The 21,207-nt window shown below is 61.4% G+C and carries 20 protein-coding genes and 1 pseudogene; 10 read left to right on the top strand and 11 right to left on the bottom strand.

Annotated features, from left to right (window positions below; genetic code table 11):
- From Q8O29_RS17010 to Q8O29_RS16995, 4 genes are read left to right on the top strand one after another with little or no spacing between them, the layout of a single operon-like run.
- Window positions 1-3,315: an efflux RND transporter permease subunit gene (locus tag Q8O29_RS17010; RefSeq protein WP_305564927.1), complete on the top strand. Its 3,315-nt coding sequence runs from the start codon at window positions 1-3 to the stop codon at window positions 3,313-3,315.
- Between the two features lie 51 nt (window positions 3,316-3,366).
- Entirely contained in the window at window positions 3,367-4,050 is a 684-nt protein-coding gene (locus Q8O29_RS17005; RefSeq protein ID WP_305564925.1) for a protein-L-isoaspartate O-methyltransferase, read from the top strand.
- A gap of 23 nt (window positions 4,051-4,073) precedes the next feature.
- A complete protein-coding gene (locus Q8O29_RS17000) occupies window positions 4,074-4,430 on the top strand; it encodes a rhodanese-like domain-containing protein (RefSeq protein WP_305564923.1) in 357 nt (118 codons plus the stop codon).
- 45 nt (window positions 4,431-4,475) lie between these two features.
- Window positions 4,476-5,819, top strand: a complete 1,344-nt coding sequence (locus tag Q8O29_RS16995) for a TolC family outer membrane protein (protein ID WP_305564922.1) — start codon at window positions 4,476-4,478, stop codon at window positions 5,817-5,819.
- Window positions 5,820-5,919: 100 nt separating this feature from the next.
- Here the strand turns inward: Q8O29_RS16995 and Q8O29_RS16990 are convergent, their stop codons facing one another.
- A complete protein-coding gene (locus Q8O29_RS16990) occupies window positions 5,920-6,249 on the bottom strand; it encodes a type II toxin-antitoxin system HicB family antitoxin (protein ID WP_305564920.1) in 330 nt (109 codons plus the stop codon).
- On the bottom strand, window positions 6,246-6,500 hold the full coding sequence (locus Q8O29_RS16985) for a type II toxin-antitoxin system HicA family toxin (RefSeq protein WP_305564918.1): 255 nt from the start codon (window positions 6,498-6,500) through the stop codon (window positions 6,246-6,248). The genes Q8O29_RS16990 and Q8O29_RS16985 overlap by 4 nt, the downstream gene beginning before the upstream one ends.
- Before the next feature lie 299 nt (window positions 6,501-6,799).
- On the opposite strand from Q8O29_RS16985, the pseudogene Q8O29_RS16980 reads away from it, so the two are divergent.
- Window positions 6,800-7,273 (top strand): annotated as a pseudogene (locus Q8O29_RS16980) (LysR substrate-binding domain-containing protein); the annotation flags it as partial.
- A 15-nt stretch (window positions 7,274-7,288) separates the two neighbouring features.
- On the opposite strand, the gene Q8O29_RS16975 reads toward Q8O29_RS16980, so the two are convergent.
- The 6 genes from Q8O29_RS16975 to Q8O29_RS16950 all read right to left on the bottom strand — a co-directional run bounded on the left by Q8O29_RS16975 (window position 7,289) and on the right by Q8O29_RS16950 (window position 15,196).
- Window positions 7,289-8,164: a DNA adenine methylase gene (locus tag Q8O29_RS16975; RefSeq protein ID WP_305564916.1), complete on the bottom strand. Its 876-nt coding sequence runs from the start codon at window positions 8,162-8,164 to the stop codon at window positions 7,289-7,291.
- A complete protein-coding gene (locus Q8O29_RS16970) occupies window positions 8,151-9,872 on the bottom strand; it encodes an AAA family ATPase (protein WP_305564914.1) in 1,722 nt (573 codons plus the stop codon). The genes Q8O29_RS16975 and Q8O29_RS16970 overlap by 14 nt, the downstream gene beginning before the upstream one ends.
- A 361-nt stretch (window positions 9,873-10,233) precedes the next feature.
- Window positions 10,234-11,352: a DNA alkylation repair protein gene (locus tag Q8O29_RS16965; RefSeq protein WP_305564912.1), complete on the bottom strand. Its 1,119-nt coding sequence runs from the start codon at window positions 11,350-11,352 to the stop codon at window positions 10,234-10,236.
- 4 nt (window positions 11,353-11,356) lie between these two features.
- Window positions 11,357-12,661: a 3-deoxy-D-manno-octulosonic acid transferase gene (locus Q8O29_RS16960; RefSeq protein WP_305564910.1), complete on the bottom strand. Its 1,305-nt coding sequence runs from the start codon at window positions 12,659-12,661 to the stop codon at window positions 11,357-11,359.
- Window positions 12,661-13,713: a lipopolysaccharide heptosyltransferase I gene (gene waaC, locus Q8O29_RS16955; protein WP_305564908.1), complete on the bottom strand. Its 1,053-nt coding sequence runs from the start codon at window positions 13,711-13,713 to the stop codon at window positions 12,661-12,663. Before waaC ends, Q8O29_RS16960 begins: the two co-directional genes overlap by 1 nt.
- 97 nt (window positions 13,714-13,810) lie before the next feature.
- Window positions 13,811-15,196, bottom strand: a complete 1,386-nt coding sequence (locus Q8O29_RS16950; protein ID WP_305564906.1) for a phosphomannomutase/phosphoglucomutase — start codon at window positions 15,194-15,196, stop codon at window positions 13,811-13,813.
- Window positions 15,197-15,308: 112 nt separating this feature from the next.
- Between Q8O29_RS16950 and Q8O29_RS16945 the strand changes: the two genes are divergently transcribed.
- From Q8O29_RS16945 to Q8O29_RS16930, 4 genes are all read left to right on the top strand, one after another.
- Window positions 15,309-16,889 carry a DNA-3-methyladenine glycosylase 2 family protein gene (locus Q8O29_RS16945; protein ID WP_305564904.1) on the top strand — a complete coding sequence of 527 codons (1,581 nt, stop codon included), beginning with the start codon at window positions 15,309-15,311 and terminating at the stop codon, window positions 16,887-16,889.
- Window positions 16,890-16,951: 62 nt separating this feature from the next.
- On the top strand, window positions 16,952-17,497 hold the full coding sequence (locus tag Q8O29_RS16940) for a methylated-DNA--[protein]-cysteine S-methyltransferase (RefSeq protein WP_305564902.1): 546 nt from the start codon (window positions 16,952-16,954) through the stop codon (window positions 17,495-17,497).
- Window positions 17,494-18,399 carry a DMT family transporter gene (locus Q8O29_RS16935; protein WP_305564900.1) on the top strand — a complete coding sequence of 302 codons (906 nt, stop codon included), beginning with the start codon at window positions 17,494-17,496 and terminating at the stop codon, window positions 18,397-18,399. The genes Q8O29_RS16940 and Q8O29_RS16935 overlap by 4 nt, the downstream gene beginning before the upstream one ends.
- Window positions 18,396-18,560, top strand: a complete 165-nt coding sequence (locus Q8O29_RS16930) for a hypothetical protein (protein WP_305564898.1) — start codon at window positions 18,396-18,398, stop codon at window positions 18,558-18,560. Before Q8O29_RS16935 ends, Q8O29_RS16930 begins: the two co-directional genes overlap by 4 nt.
- 4 nt (window positions 18,561-18,564) lie before the next feature.
- Here the strand turns inward: Q8O29_RS16930 and Q8O29_RS16925 are convergent, their stop codons facing one another.
- From Q8O29_RS16925 to Q8O29_RS16915, 3 genes are all read right to left on the bottom strand, one after another.
- Complete coding sequence (locus tag Q8O29_RS16925) at window positions 18,565-19,221, bottom strand: DUF1345 domain-containing protein (protein ID WP_305564896.1); 657 nt, start codon at window positions 19,219-19,221, stop codon at window positions 18,565-18,567.
- A gap of 117 nt (window positions 19,222-19,338) precedes the next feature.
- A complete protein-coding gene (locus Q8O29_RS16920; protein WP_305564894.1) occupies window positions 19,339-19,722 on the bottom strand; it encodes a hypothetical protein in 384 nt (127 codons plus the stop codon).
- Between the two features lie 36 nt (window positions 19,723-19,758).
- Window positions 19,759-20,076, bottom strand: coding sequence for a helix-turn-helix transcriptional regulator (locus Q8O29_RS16915; protein ID WP_305564892.1), 318 nt, complete (start codon window positions 20,074-20,076; stop codon window positions 19,759-19,761).
- Window positions 20,077-20,215: 139 nt separating this feature from the next.
- On the opposite strand from Q8O29_RS16915, the gene Q8O29_RS16910 reads away from it, so the two are divergent.
- Window positions 20,216-21,070, top strand: a complete 855-nt coding sequence (locus Q8O29_RS16910; RefSeq protein WP_305564890.1) for a LexA family transcriptional regulator — start codon at window positions 20,216-20,218, stop codon at window positions 21,068-21,070.
- The last annotated feature ends 137 nt before the right edge of the window (window positions 21,071-21,207 follow it).

The raw sequence follows: 21,207 nt of genomic DNA, 5'->3' as shown, positions 1-21,207 counted from the left end.
ATGTGGTTCACCCGCGTCAGTCTGCAAAACCCAGTGTTCGCCACCATGGTCATGCTGGCCATCGTGGTGCTGGGCCTGTTTTCCTATCAGCGGCTGCAGGTTGACCAGTTCCCGAACATTGATTTTCCGGTGGTGGTGGTCACCACAGAGTACCCCGGCGCCTCGCCCGAGATTGTTGAAAGCGAAGTCACCAAGAAGATCGAGGAAGGCGTCAATGCGATTGCCGGCATCAACGCCCTGACCTCGCGCAGCTACGAAGGTATGGCGATCGTCATCATTGAGTTTCAGTTGCACATCGACGGACGCAAGGCCGCCGAAGACGTGCGCGAGAAGATTGCCTCGCTGCGCCCGCTGCTGCGCGATGAGGTGAAAGAACCCCGCGTGCTGCGCTTCGACCCGGCCAGTCGGGCCATCTGGTCGGTGGCGGTGTTAGCGGCCCCCACGCTTGCCACTGCGTGTGCTGCGCTGCCCCCTGAGGGGGCTATTTTTCCTAGGGGCGGCCCGTCGGAAAAATGTCCGCCATCAGCAGCCAGCAGCGGCGCAGCGCCCGCGCCTCCCACCGCCGTGGAACTCACCAACTGGGCCGACCAGGTGCTGAAAAAGCGGCTGGAAAATGTGCGCGGCGTGGGCGCGGTCAACCTGGTGGGCGGCAGCAAACGCGAGATCAACATTTACCTGAACCCGCAGGCCATGGAAGCGCTGGGCATCACGGCCGACCAGGTTGCCAATGCGGTGCGCAGCGAAAACCAGGACCTGCCGGTCGGCGCCATCCGTTCTCTCGCACAAGAGCGTGTGGTCAAGATCGACGCCCGCATGAAGCGGCCAGAAGACTTCGCCAACATCATCGTAGCGCGCAAGGCGTCCGCCACTGGCGCTGCCACGGCGGTGACGGTTGGGCAGGTCGCCAGCGTGCGTGACGGCTCGCAGGAGATCGACAACCTGGCGCTGTACAACGGCCAGCGCACCTTGCTGTTGACGGTGCAAAAGGCCCAGGACGAAAACACCATCGCGGTGGTCGATGGCCTGAACCAGTCCATCAAGGACATCCAGGCCCAACTGCCAGCGGGCATGCGCCTGGAGCTGGTTTCCGACGGTTCACGCCCGATCCGCGTCGCCGTCGAAAACGTCCGCCGCACGCTGATCGAAGGCGCGCTGCTGACGGTGCTGATCGTCTTCCTGTTCCTGAACTCCTGGCGCTCGACGGTGATCACCGGCCTGACCTTGCCGATCTCTATCATCGGCACGTTTTTGTTCATGAACCTGTTTGGCTTCACCATCAACATGATCACGCTGATGGCGCTGAGCCTGTGTGTGGGCCTGCTGATTGACGACGCGATTGTGGTGCGCGAGAACATCGTGCGCCATGTGCAAATGGGCAAGTTGCCCTACCAGGCCTCACTCGACGGCACGCAGGAGATCGGCTTGGCGGTGCTGGCCACCACCTTCTCCATCGTCGCGGTGTTTCTGCCCATCGGTTTCATGGGCGGCATCATCGGCAAGTTTTTCCATGAGTTCGGCATCACCATCGTGGCGGCGGTGCTGATCTCGATGTTTGTCAGCTTCACACTGGACCCCATGCTGTCGAGCATCTGGCACGACCCGAGCATCCTTCGACAAGCGCAGGACGGTCGGAAAAACTGGTACGACAAAACCATAGGCCGCGTCACCGGCTGGTTCGAGCGCGCCACCGACTCGCTGGCCGAGACCTACCAGCGCATCCTGCGCTGGTCGCTGCTACACAAGCTGGCCACCCTCGGGTTGGCCCTGGTCATCTTCATCACCAGCATCTTCATGGTGCCGCTGCTGGGCACGGAGTTTGTGCCCAAGGCCGACTTCTCGGAAACCTCGCTGACGTTTTACACACCGGTCGGTTCTTCGCTCGAAGCCACCGAGGCCAAAACCGCCCAGGTCGAATCCATCGTGCGCGAGTTCCCGGAGGTGAAGTACACGCTGGCCACCATCAACACCGGCAGCGCCCAGGGAAAAATGTACGCCAGCATGTATGTGCGCCTGGTCGACCGCAAGGCGCGCAGCCGCAGCGTCGATGAGCTCTCGGGCGTGCTGCGTGAGCGTCTCAAACAGGTGGCCGGCATCACCGTCACCCACGTCGGCCTGCTCGACTCCGTTGGCGGCAACAAGCAGGTGGAGTTTTCGCTGCAGGGCCCCGACCTGAAGGAGCTGGAACGGCTGACCCGGCTGGCGACCGAACGCATCAGGGCCATCCCCGGCCTGGTGGACCTGGACTCCAGCCTCAAGCCCGACAAGCCGACCATCGAGATTGATGTCAAACGTGATATCGCGTCCGACCTGGGCCTGAGCGTGTCGCAAATTGCCGGTGCGCTGCGCACTCTGGTGGCCGGGCAGACCGTGGGCAACTGGCGCGCGCCCGACGACCAGACCTACGACGTGAACGTGCGCCTGTCGCCCGACGCAAGGAACGCCCCGCAAGACCTGGAGCGCCTGCCCTTTTTGAGCAGCGCCATCGGCAGCAATGCCGACGGCTCGGCCCGCACGGTGCGCCTGGGCCAGCTCGCCACAGTGAAGGAGGCGACCGGGCCGAACCAGATCAACCGGCGCGACCTGACGCGTGAAGTGGCCATCAATGCCAATGTCTACAAGCGATCGGCCGGCGAGGTGTCCAATGACATCCGCACAGCGCTCGACGGCATCAGCTTCCCGCCCGGCTACCGCTACCAGTTCGGCGGGTCGACCAAAAACATGGCCGAGTCTTTTGGTTATGCGATCTCCGCCCTCGTGTTGGCCATTTTGTTCATCTACATGATCCTGGCCAGCCAGTTCAAGAGTTTCCTGCAGCCGCTGGCGCTGATGACCTCGCTGCCGCTGACGCTGATCGGCGTGGTGCTGGCGCTGCTGCTGTTTCGCTCGACGCTGTCGATGTTCTCCATCATCGGTGTCGTCATGCTGATGGGGCTGGTCACCAAAAATGCCATCCTGCTGGTGGACTTTGCGATCCGGATGAGGCAAGACCGGACGGAAACGGACGGCCGCCACATCCCGGGCATGGAACGCAGCGAGGCCCTGCTGGTCGCCGCCCGCGTGCGGCTGCGCCCCATCCTGATGACCACGCTGGCCATGATTTTCGGCATGGTGCCGCTGGCCTTTGCGCTGACCGAAGGCTCGGAGCAGCGCGCCCCCATGGGCCAGGCCGTGATCGGTGGCGTCATCACGTCGTCGCTGCTGACGCTGGTGGTGGTGCCGGTCACTTATTGCTACCTCGACGACCTGGCGCAATGGCTCAAACGCCGCCTCACTGGCCGGCGCGCCCTGCCCGAAGCCGCAGTGGCCCGCCCTTAAAATCACAGGTTTACCCGCAATTCCTCACCCCGATATTTCACAGGCCACACCATGAACTACGAACAAGCCCGCTTCAACATGATCGAGCAGCAAATCCGCCCCTGGGAAGTGCTGGACAGCCAGGTTCTTTCCCTGCTGGCGGTGGTCAAGCGCGAAGATTTTGTGCCGCCAGCCAAAAAGGCGCTGGGCTTTGCCGACATGGAAATTCCGCTAAGCTCCAAACCCGGCCAATGCATGCTGGCCCCCAAGGTCGAGGCGCGTATCTTGCAAGACCTGGCGGTGCAAAAACATGAAAAAGTCCTCGAGATCGGCGCCGGCTCCGGCTACATGGCGGCCCTGCTGGCGCACCGTGCGCAGCAGGTGATCACGCTCGAGATCGACGCCGATCTGGCGCAGCTCGCGCGCAACAACCTCAAGAAAGCCGGCGTCTACAACGCTGAAGTGCGCACCGGTGATGGTGCAGCCAAACTCGGCCAGGCCGTCTCCAGCAGCGACCCGCTGAGCGGCCCCTTCGACGTGATCGTGCTCAGCGGCTCGGTCGCCGAGGTGCCGCCCGCCCTGCTGGCCATGCTCAAAATTGGCGGCCGGCTCAGTGCCATCGTCGGCTTTGAGCCCATGATGCGCGCCACGCTGGTGACCCGCGTCGGTGAGGCCGCCTTCCGCACCACCCAGGGCTGGGACACGGTGGCGCCGCGCCTGCTCAACTTCCCCGAACCTTCCAAGTTCAACTTCTGATTTTTTCGCACAAAGCACCGCCCATGATTGCCCAGCTCTCTCCTGCCGACTTCAACGCCTGGCGCGACGGCCTGGACGCGGATGCTCCCGCACCGGTGGTGCTGGACGTGCGCGAGCCCTGGGAGCTGCAAACCGCTTCGGTGACCGAGGACGGCTTCACGCTGCTGCGCATTCCCATGCGCGAGGTTCCGGCCCGTGTCGAACAATTGAAGGAGCAGTTTGGCGCCGACCAGCCCGTGGCCTGCCTGTGCCACCACGGCATGCGCAGCCTGCAGGTCGCCAACTTCCTGGCGCAAAGCGGCTTCACCGACGTGGTGAACCTCCACGGCGGCATCGATGCCTGGTCCAAGCAACGCGACACCGCCGTGCCAATGTATTGAATTGCCGTCCCACACGCACTCCCCCTACATTTCATCAGGACACCCATGACGACGCTACTCAAAAAACCGGCCTTGCTGCCGCTGGCCCTTGCACTCGGCACAGTGCTGGCGGCGCTGGCGCCCGCCGCGCAAGCGCAGAACCTGGTGGAGCTGTACCGCTCGGCACGCGGCTACGACGCCGCCTACCAGTCGTCGCGCTCGCTGTACCAGGCGAATCTGGCCAAAGCCGACCAGGCCAAGGCCGGCGTCCTGCCCACTGCCGGGCTGTCGGCGGGCATGAACCGCACCAATTTTGAAAACAACAACCCGGTGACTGACCGCAGCTTCAACGCACAGACCGCCAGCTTCAATGCCTCGCAACCGCTGTACCGGCCCGGCAACTGGGCCACGTATGAACAGGGCAAGCAGCAGGTGGAGTTGTCCAAAGCCCAGCTGGAGGCCGCCGAGCAGGACCTGATTGTGCGCACCAGCCAGTCCTATTTTGATGTACTGGCCGCGCAGGACACGCTGGCCTTTGTGCGCGCGCAAAAGGCGGCGGTGGCGGAACAACTGGCATCAGCCAAACGCAACTTCGAAGTGGGTACCTCCACCATTACCGACTCGCGCGAGGCGCAGGCCAGGTTCGACCTGGTGATTGCCCAGGAGATCGCCGCCGAAAACGATTTGCGCGTGAAGAAAATTGCGCTGGACCAGCTGGTCGGCAAAACCGACGCGCAGCCCAAAGGCCTGCTGGTGCCGGTTGCCCTGCCGCCACTGGTGCCCAACGACGTGGCGGCGTGGGTACGCCAGTCCGAAGACTTTCACCCCACCATCAAACAGGCGCAAGCCAACCTCGAGGTCGCCAAACTTGAAATCAACAAGGCCGAGGCCGGCCACAAGCCGACGGTGGACCTGACCGCCAGCTACGGCGTGCAGCGCAACCCGCAAGGCAGCGCAATCAGCACCCTGAACTCACGCAGCAACAGCACCACCATCGGGCTGGCGCTGAACCTGCCGCTGTTTGCCGGTTTTGCCACGCAAAACCGGATTCGTGAAACCCTGTCTCTGGAAGAAAAGGCACGCACCGACCTGGAAGGCGCCAAACGCGGCGTTGCCCTGGGCACCCGCACCGCCTTCTTCGGCGTGTTGTCGGGCCAGGGCCAGGTCAAGGCACTGGAAGCCGCCGAGGCGTCCAGCCAGAGCGCACTGGACGCCAACAAGCTGGGCTACCAGGTCGGTGTGCGTATCAACATCGACGTGCTCAATGCACAAAGCCAGCTGTTCCAGACCAAGCGCGACCTGGCCGTGGCACGCTACAACGTGCTGGTGGGTGGCCTGAAGCTGCGCCAGGCCAATGGCACGCTGACGCCGGAAGATTTGCTGCTGGTCAATTCGCTGTTGGTGCAGTAATGTAGCGGGTGCGTTTTTTCATCCGCTGGTATGGCTTGAATCAAAATTCATCGCCCGACAGAACCGACCGATGAAAATGACCAGTTACCTTGTCGCCCATTCACGCGAAACTTTCCTGCAAAGCCTCTTGCGCCAAAGTGTTGATGCTTTTGCCTTTTGCCTGCGCCGCAATAGCGAGCTTTTCGTGCAACTGCGGTGAAATCCGCAAATTAAATTTGCCAGAAAAATGACGCTTTGGCTCAATCCCCTTCTCCGCACAAACCTCAAGAAACACCTGAAGCGAGCGCTTGAACTCCGCACGAAGTTCCTTCGGATTCTTCCCGTAAAAGTCCGCACCACCGTTAAGGCCGAGAATCTCCCCCCTGAACAAGTCAAGATCAGGGTCAAATTCAATCGTTGCGTGATAGTCGTCAACAGTCATTACGTTCATGGTTCGACTCCGTGTTGTTCCAGCCATTTGCGAATCGCGGCCACCGCGCCTTTGTCCGTGTTGGGTGATGGATGTGGACGGTGAAAGACCCGCACCTCATCAAACAAAAAGACAGAAACCCGGCTGCCTGCTCGTTCTTCAATTTCTGCGCCCAGTTCAATGAAGAGGCCCTCAACATCGCGCCACTGGACATTGCCGCTCGTCGGCCGCGAAAAGATCAATTCAACAATTCGCTGATGCCGTCGCTTCATTGTTAAATGGTACCATTTTCAGGTACCGAATGCAATTCGGACGTGCTGATGGCCCGGGAGCACGCCCGTTGAATGTATGGGCCGACTAATTCGCTATCCATTCAGTAGCTGGTCACGCCCGTACCCAAAGGGCCGGAGCCCGTTTTCATTCATGAACAGTGCGGGATGAGAACTCCTCAGGACGATGGATCGGCATTAGGCATCAAATCGGCCTCCAGCCTCCGCCCCTTAAGCGCCAATAGCTATCAAATAAGTAGCGAACTACAGCGCGTCAAAGCAAGCCAACCCTCGGCAAAACGTCGCTGATGGCCCGCCTCATCGGCGATTTTCAGCTCGGCGTCTACGCTGCACCGAGCTACCTGGCGCGTGCCGGCACACCCCTGCACCCGCGAGAGCTGGAGGACACGCATCACCGCATCGTGGGCCTCCTGTGGGCGCGCACCGGCAAAACCCTTGGGTACACCATGCACCTGGATGGCGAAAGCGCCCAGGTGCAAGGGCGTTACGCATTGTCAGTCGATGACGGCAACGCCTACCTGGCAGCCGGCCTGGCAGGGCTGGGCGTACTCTGGCTGCCGCAGTACATGGCCAGGGCGCACCTGGCCAGCGGTGAGCTGGTGCCGTTGTTCGAAGGCTGGCGCTTAGATCCGATGCCGCTGTACATTGCGTTTGCGCCTAGCCGGCATGTCAGTGCGAAGCTGCGAGTGTTTATTGAGTGGGTGGCTGGGTTGATGGTGGTGCATGCGCCTGGGAGTCCGGCCAGAGCGCGATGAACGCCCAACTATTAATCAAGCGACTTTTTTTGTCTGAGGGATACCATCATCAGAAACAATTAGGTCTTGGCTGAAAAACATGACCTCATTGCCTACATAGCGCCGTTGAGCCGTGTAGTTAAGCCCGTATGTTTTCGTGTTGACGAGTTGATACATGGCGCGGATTTCGTCTGCATTGTCATAAGACACGACCCAATGCCGCTTGAAGCCTTTAGCCTTGATAGTTTTCGCGATCGCAACGTGATCGTCGTGCTCATAATAGTTGCGGTACAGCCCCTTGCCTTTGACATAGTAAGGAGGGTCAAGATAGATAAGCGACTTTTCTGGCAGAAACTCTTTGCAGCGTTTCAGAAGAGCCAAAGAATCTTCGCCGTACACGGTGATGTCTTTCGACCGTTTAGCGATCTCCACAATCCGTGCAGCAATGACCTCCTTCTTGAAGCGAGCATCCAGCTTGTAGGCACCTTCCTGACTCTTCCCGCCAATGACGCCCGCTTTCAAAATGCCGGAACGGTTGGTTCTGTTCATGAACAACGTGGCAAACCCCTTCTCGACCAAGCTGGCTTGACAGTCTTCACGGAGTACCGAGCGCCACTTAAACCATTCCTCGATGGCGATGGGGGTTGATGCAAGCAGCTCAAGCAATTCTTCAGAATGCTGCGTCACAGAGACCCAAAACGCAAACACTGCGGGGTCTGCATCGTTGATATGAATGTGGCGTGCATGTCCCTGAAACAGCAGATCGAGGGCAACCCCTGCGCCGCCCGCGTAGGGCTCTAGGTAATGCCCACCCGCAACGCCATTGACTTCCATCACCTTGGCGATGAACGGCGCAAAAGGCGCTTTGCCACCGGGGTAGCGCAGTGGGCTGTAAAGCCTATTTGAGAACATGGGGCACCTTCTTCAACGTGACTTTCAAGGTGGTGAGTTTGGCATCGTCTACGGCATAACCGTTTTTCATGACACCGTAGATTGTGGCCTTGAATTGCTCCAAGAACTGGTTGACTAACACTGGATTGGTGTCGATCCAATGCTTCCATGCGCCGTAAGGCTTAGTTCCACAGCTCAGCACTTTCTGCACTTCATCGCCTTTGTAGAACTTCTTGAAAATGTCACGTGGCTTGAGTGCGCCCTCGTACGCTTTGATACGTTCACCGAGATCAACCTTGGAGCCCGTAATTTTCAGCTCATTGGTTGTGTCCCGTGCTGCATTGGTGAACACATCGCGGGTGAATTGCAACTCATTCTGCCAAAAACCATCTTTGGCAGGAAGGTTGTATAGGTGCTGAAAAATTAACTGATCAGGTGGAAATTCGCCGGGTAAAAGAACAATAGTTTTGTAGTTTTTTCCTTTAATGTGTGAATGCGCATCTGAGTCAAGACAAATCACACTCTTCTCAGTGAACTCGGGCACCTTGTTTTTTATTAGATTCACGTAATTGGTACACCCAAGCGTAACTTCTGACATTGCGATGGTGAATTTTTTAACCGGCTGCCTACTTATTAATGCATCGAAAAAGTTCTCTGCTTCTTTGTCTTCGAAATAAACATTGACGCTTGGCAGGGTTGTCGTTGGTCCTGCGCTGACAGTTCTCGTATGGATGTCGGCACTGATTTTCGCCCAAGACCAATCCTGTATGACCTGAACAGATCCGTATGTGTTGCTCAGATAGACGGTCTTGAATTTCTTGCTGTGTTCATGCTGACTCTGTTCGTATGCGTACTCGATCATGACTGGGGAGTGAGATGTCATAACCACCTGCAAATTGAGCTTCCTGCATTCACGTTCAAAAATCTTCAGCAGGTTGACTTGGGCGGTTGGAAACAAGCCAGCATCAGCCTCATCCATCAGCAGCAAACCGCCTTTGTAGTCGGCATATTCTGCTTTGAGCTTCTTGAACGACAGTAGCGCCATGATGATCTGACCCGCATTGTCCTCGCCCGCCGAGACCGACTCATGGTTGTAGTTGTCACCGTGGGCCACGGCAGAAGTGATTGTTCCATGCGTGCCAGTAGCTTGAGTCGAGCTGCGGTTGAGTAACTCGTTGGTCAGCGCAATGAACTCCTGCTCGTGGGCTTTCAAATAATCGAAGTCAATTGCTTTGTAGTCGCGATCGGCAATTGGGTACAAACGCTTCAAGCTCAAAAAAATCACAGGATGCGTGAAGTTCCTGCTTGTATTTCCCGTAGCCGTGCTGTTTTTCCTGATGACAGGGCGAGGCAATATTTTTTTGGTCTCGTCGTCCGTCCGTGTCATCAACTCCAAATTGGCTGTTGCGCCCTGATCGGTGTACCCCTCGTGTAGAAGAATGCTGGCGGATAAGGAACCTGGCACATCAAATTCTTCAGATATTCGGATGTGCTCTTTGTACTGCGACTTGAAGCCCTTACCGCTGATTTGCTTGAAGCCGCGGAGGTTTGATCCAGTGACGTAGTCTTTTTCAAAGCTGAAAATTTGCGCTGCGATCCCAAGGATTGAGGACTTGGATGTCCCGTTCTTCCCACAAATAACCGTGATGTAATCACCGAACTCAACTTCGACGTTATTCAATGCACGAAATTTTTCAATTGTTATTTTTTTGAGTTGGGTCTTTGCCATGCTGCATTCCTCACGTCTTATTGAAGTTTTCATTCAAGCAAAAATATCGTTCTTCAACGATCTGCTGTGGCTGAGGCCTATAACTGATCGATCAGGCAATGTCGCCCAGCCTCGTCCTGGCGGTCAAATACTTAGAGCAGCAACTTCTTACTCTTTGTTTTTCGATCACGTCCCGGCGTCTGCCCAGACGCCGACCCAGCGCCGCCTGAGTTTAGTGGAGATCGTGTAGTCACTATTGCGCTACCTTTGCGTGCATGTCGAGCCCCAACAGTTGAGCGCGTGCTAATTCAGCTTTTTCTCGAAAACAGTCACATCGGCTGCCTATCGACCATCCAAGACTGTCGATAGCTAGCCTAATTGCTCAGGCGCCGGCCACCAACTCAAACACCCCCAGCGCCCTCGCCTGCCCATTCAGCAGCACCTCCACCCGATGCAGCCCCGCATGATGCTTGCGCGTGGTCATCTCTGCAGTGGATACCGTCTTGCTCAGCCGCACCGTTTCTTTCGGCGCCAACTCCAGCACCTTGAGCTTGAACACCTTCGCACTGGTCTTGCCGCTGGCCTTGACGTAGTGGATGCAGAAGTCCACCAGCACTTCCTGCGCCTTCCCGCTGGTGTTGGAAACGTCGAAGGCGATGTTCACTTTTTCACCCATCACTACGCGCGTGGGCGTGATGCGTGCGTTCGACACGTCGACCTCGGCGCTTTTACCGAAGCCCAGTACAGACAACGCGCCGGCCTCGCCGCGCTTGACGGCTGAGCGTAACGCGTGCTGCACGATCCAGCGGCGCTCGTCGCTCGCGCCCTTGAGCCACTGCTTTGCTGTCTGCGCCAGCACGGCTGGGTGGTCTTTGCCGATGTCGTTGAGGTTGTTGGCGACCGAGCGGCGCACGTAGAGGGCTGGGTCGTCCTTGAGCAGCTCCAGCAGCGCCAGCACGGGCGCGGGATTTTTCTGGAAGGCCGACAGGCGGCTGGCCCAGGGCAGGCGCGGGCGGCTGCCTTCGGACACCAGGCGGCGCACATGCTCGCTCGGGTCCGTCGCCCACTGCCTGAAGCGCGCCAGTGTGGGGGCTTCGTGTTTGTGCAGAAAGGCTCGGATGCTGAACTCAGCCGTGAAGCGCTGGGTCAGCGCGTGTTGCGCGCGCATCGAGTCTTCAAAATGATCGAGTCCGAACTGCGCGACGAACAGGGTGTGCGGCAGGTAGAGGAAAGACGCCATGCTGAGGCCTTCGCCCCGGCCATGCGGCTGGTCCAGCGAGGCGAGCAGGATGTTGATGGCCTTAGCGTAGTCGGGCGGCAAATGCCGGTGCAGCGCCTGCGCAATGTGCTTGCCGCGCGGCATCAGGGCCAGCCCGTCATAACCGGTGAGTGCATCGGCGACAAACTTGCGCGCATCGAAGGCCGGTTGCACCGCCGTGATCATGCGCGCGATGGCCTTGGGCACATCGGCGCCGTATTGGTTGACCAGTGGTTCTGCCACGAACTCAGGCTTTCAGAAAATGCGCGAGTGCCTGCACCGTGTTGGCCGCCGCGCCGCGGTGCTGCGCCGCAAACGTCAGGCTGGCCGCTGCGGCCGCTTGCTGCGTGGTCGGCCGGGCCAGCAGGGCGCGGGCGCTGCGCACCGCCTCGTCCATGTCTGCCACGCGGCGCGCGGCGCCGGCCGCTTCCGCCAGTTCGGACACCTCGGCGAAGTTGAAGGTGTGCGGGCCCATGATCACGGGGCAGCTGCAGGCAGCGGCCTCAATCAGGTTCTGCCCGCCCAGCGGTGCAAAACTGCCGCCCAGCAAGGCCACGTCGCTCAGCGCGTAATAAAGCGCCATCTCGCCGAGTGAGTCGCCGAGCCAGACATCGGCGGTCTGCGGCTCGCCGCCCCAGGCCGAGCGGCGCGCGACGGAGAGCCCATGTTTTTCAACCAGCGCCTGCACCTCGTCAAAGCGCTGCGGATGGCGCGGCACGATGAGGACCTGAACGTGTGCGCCTGCTACGGTATTGATAGCTGGTTGCGCCCGTGTGGAAAGGGCCAGAGCCACTATTTGCTTGAGAAAATCGTCTTCCTCGCCTTCGCGCGAGCTGGCAAGCATCAGCACCGGCTGGCCCAGCGCCTGGCGCCACTGCCGGCCCTGCGCCTGCTGCGCTGCGTCCGGCGTGGCGTCGAACTTGAGGTTGCCAAACACGCCCTGCACCGTGGCCCCCAGCTCGCGCAGGCGCTCGGCATCGCTGTCGCTCTGGGCGTACACCGCCGCCAGGCCCGCATAGGCCGGGCGCGACAGCGGCGCGATGCGGGCGGCCTGCTGCAGCGATTTGCCCGACAGGCGCGCATTGACCAGCGCCAGCGGCACGCCGCGCGCCTGCGCGCTGGCCACGGTGTTGGGCCAGACCTCTGTTTCCATCAGCAGGCCCAGGCGCGGCTTGAAGTGCATGAAAAAACGCGCGACGGCGGCCTCGCTGTCCCAGGGCTGCCAGACCTGCACGTCGCCGCCCCGCAGCAGCCCGGCGCCCTCGGCGCGGCCAGTGGCCGTGCCATGGGTCAGCAGCACGCGCAGGCCCGGCCACCGGCCGCGCAGCGCGTCGATCAATATGCCGGCGGTGCGCGTTTCGCCCAGCGACACCGCATGCACCCAAACCAGTTCAGAACCCGCTTCGGCTGGCTGCGTGTAAAAGCCGAAGCGCTCGTCCACCGCTTCCAGGTAACCAGCCTCGGCCTGGCCCCGGCGCGACAGCTTGCGCCGCAGAAAAGGCTGGGCGGCCCACATCAGCAGCGAATAGAGCTTGCGGATGAAGCGCTCCATCACGTCGTCTCCCCAAGGGCATGTGCACGCGCTGGCTGACAGGTGAGCCAGGCATTCCACACCTGGCTGACCGACGGCGAAGCTTGTGCGAAGACGCTGAGCTGGCGAGCGCCCTCTTCCCCGGTGGAATCCGGCAGCGGCCCGGTGCGCCAGGCGGTGTCGAAGTTGTAGATCTGTACATGCGGCAAGTCGAGCGCCACGGCGATGTGGCTGAGCCCACTGTCCACGCCGATGACGCCGGCGCACTGCGCGAGCTGTTGCGTGAGCTCGTCCAGCGCAAGCCGGGGCAACACGACTGCATTTACGACCGCTTTTTCTTCGCCGGTGTTCAAGCCCTGAGCAATCGCCTGGCTAATCGCCAGTTCGTCGTCGCTGCCATGCGGCAGCGCGATCAGATAACCCTGGGCATTCAGTTGCCGCCCCAGCGCCAGCCAATGTTCAAGCGGCCAGAGCTTGTCGGGGCGCGAGCTGCCATGTACGAACGCTATTGTTTCAGGAGCAATCCGCGTCCACCCGACATGGGCTGGAGAGCGATTGAGCCCATAACCGGGACGCTCCGCCGGGGTGTAGCCCAGCGCACGCGCGCACAGCTCGCGCCCACGCACTACGGCGTGGCTGTGCGGCGCCAGGGCAATCGCCACATCCGCCACCCAGCGTGTTGGCGCCTCGTAGCCCGAGCCTTCGGTCTGGTTGGCCATGGCGTAACGCTTGCCGCCAGGCGCCAGCCGCGCCAGCCAGGCAACCAGCGCTGACTTGGTCAGCCCCTGCAGGTCAATCACCGCGTCGTAGTGCTGGCTTTGCAACTCGCGCCGGAAGGCGCGCCACGCGCTGCGCGTGGCCGCACTGAAGGGCGATTGGCGCCAGCGACGCAGCTCGCAGGGAATGACGCGCTGCAGCCCCGCACCCCGCAGCGGGGCCAGCAGCGGCGCAAAGGCCTTTTCCACCACCCAGTCGATCTGCGCCGCAGGATGTGCGGCCAGGATGTCCTGCACCACAGGCAGCGTGTGCACCACGTCGCCGAGCGACGAGAGTTTGACCAGAAGAATCTTCACTGAATGTCATTGCGGGCTTGACCCGCAATCCATCGTCGCGCAGCCGGGAGTTCGAAACATGGATCCCGGGTCGAGCCCGGGATGACAGCAAGCGGGCTCAATGTGCGGGAGCGGAAAAATTCGCATCCGGCTTGACACTGCGTAACAGCTTGAGCATGTCGGTCTCGATGCGTTTGAGCGCCGCCTCGGTGTGCCCTTCAAAACGCAGCACCAGCACCGGCGTGGTGTTGGACGCGCGGATCAGGCCGAAGCCGTCGGGCCAGTCAACGCGCACACCATCAATCGTGCTGATCTTTGCCGGCGCCGCAAAAGAGGCTATTTTGATGAGTTGCGCCACCACCATGTGCGGCTCGCCCTCCTTGCAGGCCACGTTGAGCTCGGGCGTGCTGAAACTGGTCGGCAGACCATTGAGCAACGCGCCCACATCGGCCACCTTGCTCAGGATCTCCAGCAGGCGTGCGCCGGCATAGGTGCCGTCGTCGAAGCCGAACCAGCGCTCCTTGAAAAAGATGTGGCCGCTCATCTCTCCGCCCAGCGGGGAGTTGACTTCTTTCATCTTCGCCTTGATCAGCGAGTGGCCGGTCTTGTACATCATGGGCACGCCACCGGCCGCTGTGATCTCGGGCGCCAGTCGCTGCGAACATTTCACGTCATAGACGATGGTGCCGCCCGGAACACGCGCAAGCACATCGCGCGCAAACAGCATCATCTGGCGATCCGGGTAGATGTTCTGGCCGTCACGCGTGACGATGCCCAGGCGGTCGCCGTCGCCGTCGAAGGCCAGGCCCAGCTCGGCGTCGCCGGCCTGCAGCGCGGTGATCAGGTCTTTCAGGTTCTCCGGCTTGCTCGGGTCCGGGTGGTGGTTGGGAAAGTCGCCATCCACCTCGCTGAACAGCTCGGTCACCTCGCAGCCAAGCGCGCGGAAGATGCCGGGGGCAGAAGCGCCGGCAATGCCGTTGCCGGAGTCGATCACGACCTTCATGGGCCGCGCCAGCTTAATGTCAGAGACGATGCGGTCGCGGTAAGGCGCGAGCACGTTGACGAGGGTGACTTTTCCGCTGCGCGCCGGTACAGCGCTGTCGTCGGCTTCCATGCGCTGGCGCAGGCCCTGGATCTCGTCGCCGTAAATGGCGCGGCCGGCCATCACCATTTTGAAGCCGTTGTAGTCCTTGGGGTTGTGGCTGCCAGTGATCTGGATGCCGGAATTCGCCAGCGTACTGGCCGCGAAATAAAGCATGGGCGTGGTGACCATACCGACATCGACCACATCGACGCCGCTGGCGACCAGGCCACGGACCAGCGCCGCGCTGAGCGCAGGCCCGCTGACCCGGCCATCGCGGCCCACGGCCACCGTGGCCTCGCCCTGCGCCAGCGCACTGGCGCCGAAAGCGCGGCCCAGTGCTTCGGCCATGGCTTCGTTGACGGTGGAAGGCACGACACCGCGGATGTCGTAAGCCTTGAAAATCGAGGGGTTCACCTGCATGGATGGGGCCTTCCTGGGGTTGCTGTAGCGCACTGATTGTAGGCGCGGGGGTGGGCGGGGAAGATGTCCGAAAACGGCTAGTCTGAACCGGCCTGCAACGTATGATTCAGCCATGACCACGGACAACGCCTTGCTCGCCGATGACGCCTGCTACCTCGCGCTGAAGACGCGGGACGCGCGTTTTGACGGCAGTTTTTTCACCGGCGTGACCTCCACCGGCATCTACTGCCGGCCGGTCTGCAGCGTGAAAACACCCAAGCGCGAAAACTGCCGCTTCTTCGGCCATGCAGCGCAGGCAGAAAACGCTGGCTTTCGGCCCTGCCTGCGCTGCCGGCCCGAACTGGCGCCGCATTCGGTGGTCTGGTCGATTCAGGACGCCAGCTACATCCTGGCGCACCAGGCCGCGCGCCTTCTCGATGAGCCCGAGGCTTGGGGAGATGCAACGCCTTCGGTCGAATTGCTGTCTGCAAAACTCGGTGTCAGCGACCGCCACGTCCGGCGCATTTTCGAGACCCAATTTGGCGTCTCGCCCATGCAGTACCTGCAAACGCGCCGCCTGCTGACGGCCAAGCAGTTGCTGGCCGACACCGCGCTGCCGATCACACAGGTTGCGCTGATCAGCGGTTATGCGAGCGTGCGCCGCTTCAACGCCGCCTTTGTCGGCCACTACGGCCTGAACCCGACGCAGTTGCGGCGCCAGGGCAACACACCGTCGGACCAAGGCATCACCGTCAAACTCGGCTACCGCCCGCCCTACGACGTAGCGGCCATGATCGGCTTCTTTAAAAAACGGCAGATCCATGCGATTGAATGTGTCGATGAGAGCGCGGCTGGCCCCCGCATGGGGCGCACTTTCCGCGTCGAGGCGGGCGGCAAGGTCCACGCCGGCTGGCTGATGGCGAGCTTTGACGAAAGCCGCTGCCATGTGGCGCTGCGCATCAGCGACTCCTTGCGCGAAGTGTTGCCGCTGGTGATACGCCGGGTGCGCGCCATGCTGGACCTGGACGCCGACCCCCAGGCCATCAACGCGGTGCTGCACGACAGTTTCCCCGGTGGCGACGGCCTGCGTGTTCCCGGCGCGATGGACGGCTACGAGCTGGCGGTGCGCGCCGTGCTGGGCCAGCAGATCACCGTGGCGGCAGCACGCACGCTGGCGCAGCGCATGGTCGACAAACTCGGCGAGCCGATTCAAACACCTTGGCCCGGCCTGACGCGCCTGTTTCCGTCGGCCGCCGTGCTGGCGCAGGCCAGCGGCGATGTGTTGGGCCAGCTTGGCATCGGCAGGCAGCGGCAGGCGGCGATTGTCGGTATTGCTAAAGCGGTGGCAGAAAAACGGGTGCAACTGCATGGCGGTGCGGATGTGAATGCCACTGTTGCCGCGCTGAAAGAGTTGCCCGGCATCGGCGACTGGACCGCGCAATACATCGCCATGCGCGCGCTGCGCTGGCCAGATGCCTTTCCGGCCGGCGACGTGGCGCTGCACAAGGCACTCGGTGTGCAGGGCCTGAAAAATCCAGCGAAGGAAGCCGAGCAGGCCTCGCTGGCCTGGAAGCCCTGGCGCAGTTACGCCGTGATACGCGCCTGGAGCGGTGCGATGGAGGCCGCAGCCACCCCGTCAAACGCTACTGAATTGATAGCTGTCCGAACCCGTCCGCAAAGGGCTGGAGCCCAAAAACCTTCTATAAAACCTTGACGACAGCCCGCAGGGCTGAGAAGCCGATACCTCTCAATGAGAGACACTTCCAGGAGATCACCATGAAATTCGTCAACCCCATCGTCCAGACGCGCCACGAGAGCCCGCTGGGCAGCATCATCATCGCGGCCACCGACAAGGGCCTGGCCGGACTTTGGTTCGACGGCCAGCGGCACCTCCCACAAGAACTGTTGGCCCCCACCTTTGTCGCTTCGCGGCGCACGACCACGTGGCCCAGCGACCCAAACCACCCGGTGCTGCAACAAGTCATCCGGCAACTCGGCGAATACTTCGCCGGCCAACGCACGCAATTTGATGTGCCGCTGGATCTGGCCTACGGCACGGCCTTTCAGCAATCGGTGTGGCAGGTTCTGCTGAAAATCCCGCAGGGCGGCACCGCCAGCTACAGCGAGATCAGCGCGCGCATCGGCAAGCCGGCCGCCGTGCGCGCCGTGGGCGCAGCGGTGGGCCGCAACCCGGTCAGCATCATCGTGCCCTGTCACCGCGTGATGGGTGCCGACGGGGCGTTGACCGGGTATGCCGGCGGCCTGGAGCGCAAAAGCGCCCTGCTCAAACTGGAGGGTGTGGCCCTTGAGGGTGCCCGGTGAGTGTTGCGCTACCCGCTCTGAAAAACAAGGCCTGGCTCAGCGATTTCGTGTTGCTGGCGGCCATCTGGGGCTCGTCCTTTCTGTTCATGCGTATCGCCGTGGTGGATTTCGGCCCGTTGCCGACCGCCGCCGTGCGCGTGGCGATTGCTGCGGCCTTTCTGCTGCCGCTGGTGCTGCTGCGCGGTCACGGCGCGGCGCTGATGAAGAACTGGCGCCGTGTGTTCCTGGTCGGGCTGTTCAACTCCGGCATTCCGTTTGCGTGTTTTGCTTTTGCCCTGCTGTCGATCACCACCGGGCTGTCGGCCATCCTCAACGCCAGCGTGCCGATGTTCGGCGCCATCGTCGCGTGGTTCTGGCTGAAGGACCACCCTACCGCCTCGCGCGTTCTCGGCCTGTTGATCGGTTTTGGCGGCGTGGCGATGCTGGCCTGGGACAAGGCCACCTTCAAGCCCGACGCCTCGGGCATCGCCCCCGGCTGGGCCGTGCTGGCCTGCCTGCTGGCCTGCGTCTGTTACGCGCTGTCGGCCAGTTATGCCAAGCGTTACCTCACCGGCCTGCCGCCGCTGGTCACCGCCGCTGGCAGCCAGATCGGCGCGACTCTCGGCCTGGCCCTGCCCGCAGCCTGGCTGTGGCCAGCGCGCCAGCCCGGCAGCGGCGCCTGGTTGGCGCTGCTGGTGGTCGGCGTCCTGTGCACCGGCATCGCCTACGTCCTCTATTTCCGGCTCATTGAAACTGCCGGCCCGGCGCGCGCGCTGGCCGTGACCTTTGTGGTGCCGGTATTCGCGGTGTTTTACGGCGTGGTTTTCCTCGGCGAGGCAGTCACGCTGTGGATGCTGCTGTGCGCGGTGGTGATCATCTTCGGCACCGCGCTGTCCACCGGATTGCTTAAACTCGGGCGATGACTTCCGCCCGCAAGATCAAGCTCAAGCTGCCGGCGCCCAAGCCGCGCAATCCGCTGGTCGCACCAGCGTTGCAGCGCAAGGCCGGTTCCCATCAGAAGTCCGCCGCCGCCCTGCGCCGTGCGGAGAAAATGGCGCTCAAGAAGCAGATCAACGAGCGTTGACAATTCAGACCGACCCGGCGACGACGTTGATGGTCAGCGCGACGATCAGCACATTGAAGGCGAAGGACAAAATGCCGTGGCCCAGGGTCAGCCGCCGCATCTCGCGCGAGCTGACCTGCACGTCCGACACCTGCGAGGTCATGCCGATCACAAACGAGTAATACAGGAAGTCGAAGTAGTCGGGGTCAGGCTGCTTCGGAAACACCAGCCCCGGACCGTCGGGCTCCTTGCGCTTTTCTTCCTGGTAATAACGGTGTGCATATCGAAACGCAAAAATCGTATGGATGAACAGCCACGACAGCGCCAGCGCCAGCATCGCCAGCGCCATGTGCAGCACACGCTCATTGCCACTCATTTCCTTGACCTGCTGCAGCATCAGCGTGACGCTGGCGACGCAGGCCAGCACCGCCAGCACCATCACCCCAAAGATCACCACGCTGGGCTCGTCCTGCGCCTGGGCGCGCTGGCGGGTGTTTTTGGAGTCGAACACCTCGGCCAGCCACCAGGCCAGCACCAGATACACCGCCGCGCCGACGCACCAGCCCAGCAGGGCGCGAAACGGCAAAGTGGTCGGCACCGGCAGCAAGGCCACACCCACCCCGGCGGCCAGGCCGTAGATCAGGCGCTGCGGGCCGGTGGTTTCGGAAAAATGTTTGCGCATGACGGCAATTGTGGGCCAGAACATCCTGGCGCTTTAAAAAAACAATTGCCCGAAAACTGAAAGCGAGGACTGCGCGGCTTCATAGGGAGCACGCGCGCACGCGACACGGAGAAAACCTCACGGCCCAGCGGCAGAGGCGCTGGCGCCCAGTTGGTTTTCCTCCCAGCCGGCTGGAGAATGTGTGCCCACATGCACCGCTGGCCGCTCGTGCAAGGCCATATGGCCGGCCTGCGGCACATCGTCGGGCGGCGCTTCGCAAGCCGGGCTGACGCCATAAATGCGGTCGCCCGCCTGATCGCGGCTTTCAATATACCCGCCGGCTTCCAGCGCATCCAGGGCCTGCTGAACCTCATGTGGCTGAAAGGTCGGGTGCCAGCTAGGCGTCAGCCGTGCCGCTGTCCACCAGCCGCCGCCGGTTTTGAGCATCAGCCACAGAGCACACACATCCGGCGTGAGGCCATTGCAAGGCGCCACCTGCAAGCCGTGCGGCCTACCGGACATCACGCGCGCTTGCCAGCACGGCAAGTGAAGACCAGTTCATACGCCGCCCGCCGGCGTCGTTTGCCTGCGCTTGAAGGGCATGGTGACTGCGATTTTTCGTGTCTGCCGAAAAGCCAGGACCCGGTCAGAGGGGTTGACATACCGCGAGGGCCAAAGGTCCTCGGGCTTTTTATCCAGCGCCCTGGCGACCAGCTGCTCCGCCGCAAGCCACGGGCTGGTGAGGACGCGCTGGATATGGCTGTATCCATTTTCCCGGGCAATTTTCCGCAGACTGGTACCGCGCTTGTGCAAGGCTGCCACCACATCCGCGGGATGCATATCCTCCTGTATGGATGTCGATTTTTTTGTGCCCATGGGCATGATTATGGAAAAAATGCGGTGCAAGTCAACCGTATTGCTCAAAATAAAGGAATTTTGGCGTTTCTTATGTATTTATTCTAGATTTTTTACCTGAAATTTGCTTTTTACTCTATCAGAATTCAGAATAGTGTTCATGGACACAAAAGAAACAGCGCCGACCCCGCCGGGGTTGATCGGAACCTACCCTGTCAGGCAACAGGCGGCCTTGTCTGTCGAAGAGCCCATTGCCTGGTACCTGCACCATGCTGCTGCGGCAACCGACCGGGCGGGCGTCAAGTCCGTGCGAAGCGAAGCCCGCGCGGCCTACATGCGCCGGTTCGGCGAGCGCTGCAAATTGGCGCGCGGCTCGAAAGAAATTGCGGAGGTAGCCGCCACGGTCGGCGTGCACCGCAACACGATCTGGAACATTGAGCGCGGCGACAGCCTGCCGGACGCCTTCGAACTGGAGGTGCTTGCCCGTGAATACAACACCACGTCCACCCATTTACTTGAAGGTGAGCCGCACGCCCATGCCCAACTCATCGCAAGAGTGGTCAGCGGCGTGCGGGCGGTTGAGGCGGACGGCTTTGTTCATGTCCCGCTGTTCGACATCAAAGGTTCAACCGGCAAAGCCGCGTTCGATGATGTCTCTTCGGTGCTTGCAATGCAGCCTTTCGACGCCGGATTCATCCGGCAGGGTTTGAACATTGAGCACAACGACATCGCGTTGTCGGCGATGGTGGGCGTTTCCATGGAGCCGTGGTTGCACGCCAGGGACACCTTGCTGACAGACCGTCGAGATACCCAGGTGCTGAACGAAGGCATCCACATCGTCGGGCTCGACGGCGCCTTGCTGGTCAAAAAGCTGCAACGCTTGCCGGGCAAGGTGTTGCGCGTGAGCAGCCACAACCCGGCTTACGAGCCCTTTGATATTCACGACATGGAAAGTAGCGGTCGGGACTTTGCGGTCATAGGCCGTGTGCGGTGGGCCGGGATTACGTTCAGCTAGTCTTACTGTGTCATAAGTTTAGTCTCGGACTTATCCAATGGCAATGCGGGCAATGACCCAGGGCGCTTGCGAGTGCGACGCTCAGCAGCAGGCGCAGCGTTGTGATCGAGCTTGGCACGTGACGCTGCGCGCGCTGG

This window comes from Polaromonas sp. (genome assembly GCF_030689685.1).
In the GTDB taxonomy this organism is placed as follows: domain Bacteria; phylum Pseudomonadota; class Gammaproteobacteria; order Burkholderiales; family Burkholderiaceae_C; genus Polaromonas.
The sequence above is the reverse complement of the archived record's forward strand: the minus strand, read 5'-3'. Positions and strand labels throughout refer to the sequence as shown.

Bases quoted from the DNA above. Each gene is read 5' to 3' on its own strand.
- Q8O29_RS17010 (WP_305564927.1), top strand. From the start codon at position 1: ATGTGGTTCACCCGCGTCAGTCTGCAAAACCCAGTGTTCGCCACCATG.
- Q8O29_RS17005 (WP_305564925.1), top strand. From the start codon at position 3,367: ATGAACTACGAACAAGCCCGCTTCAACATGATCGAGCAGCAAATCCGC.
- Q8O29_RS17000 (WP_305564923.1), top strand. From the start codon at position 4,074: ATGATTGCCCAGCTCTCTCCTGCCGACTTCAACGCCTGGCGCGACGGC.
- Q8O29_RS16995 (WP_305564922.1), top strand. From the start codon at position 4,476: ATGACGACGCTACTCAAAAAACCGGCCTTGCTGCCGCTGGCCCTTGCA.
- Q8O29_RS16990 (WP_305564920.1), bottom strand. From the start codon at position 6,249: ATGAACGTAATGACTGTTGACGACTATCACGCAACGATTGAATTTGAC.
- Q8O29_RS16985 (WP_305564918.1), bottom strand. From the start codon at position 6,500: ATGAAGCGACGGCATCAGCGAATTGTTGAATTGATCTTTTCGCGGCCG.
- Q8O29_RS16975 (WP_305564916.1), bottom strand. From the start codon at position 8,164: ATGTTCTCAAATAGGCTTTACAGCCCACTGCGCTACCCCGGTGGCAAA.
- Q8O29_RS16970 (WP_305564914.1), bottom strand. From the start codon at position 9,872: ATGGCAAAGACCCAACTCAAAAAAATAACAATTGAAAAATTTCGTGCA.
- Q8O29_RS16960 (WP_305564910.1), bottom strand. From the start codon at position 12,661: ATGGAGCGCTTCATCCGCAAGCTCTATTCGCTGCTGATGTGGGCCGCC.
- Q8O29_RS16950 (WP_305564906.1), bottom strand. From the start codon at position 15,196: ATGCAGGTGAACCCCTCGATTTTCAAGGCTTACGACATCCGCGGTGTC.
- Q8O29_RS16945 (WP_305564904.1), top strand. From the start codon at position 15,309: ATGACCACGGACAACGCCTTGCTCGCCGATGACGCCTGCTACCTCGCG.
- Q8O29_RS16940 (WP_305564902.1), top strand. From the start codon at position 16,952: ATGAAATTCGTCAACCCCATCGTCCAGACGCGCCACGAGAGCCCGCTG.
- Q8O29_RS16930 (WP_305564898.1), top strand. From the start codon at position 18,396: ATGACTTCCGCCCGCAAGATCAAGCTCAAGCTGCCGGCGCCCAAGCCG.
- Q8O29_RS16925 (WP_305564896.1), bottom strand. From the start codon at position 19,221: ATGCGCAAACATTTTTCCGAAACCACCGGCCCGCAGCGCCTGATCTAC.
- Q8O29_RS16920 (WP_305564894.1), bottom strand. From the start codon at position 19,722: ATGTCCGGTAGGCCGCACGGCTTGCAGGTGGCGCCTTGCAATGGCCTC.
- Q8O29_RS16915 (WP_305564892.1), bottom strand. From the start codon at position 20,076: ATGGGCACAAAAAAATCGACATCCATACAGGAGGATATGCATCCCGCG.
- Q8O29_RS16910 (WP_305564890.1), top strand. From the start codon at position 20,216: ATGGACACAAAAGAAACAGCGCCGACCCCGCCGGGGTTGATCGGAACC.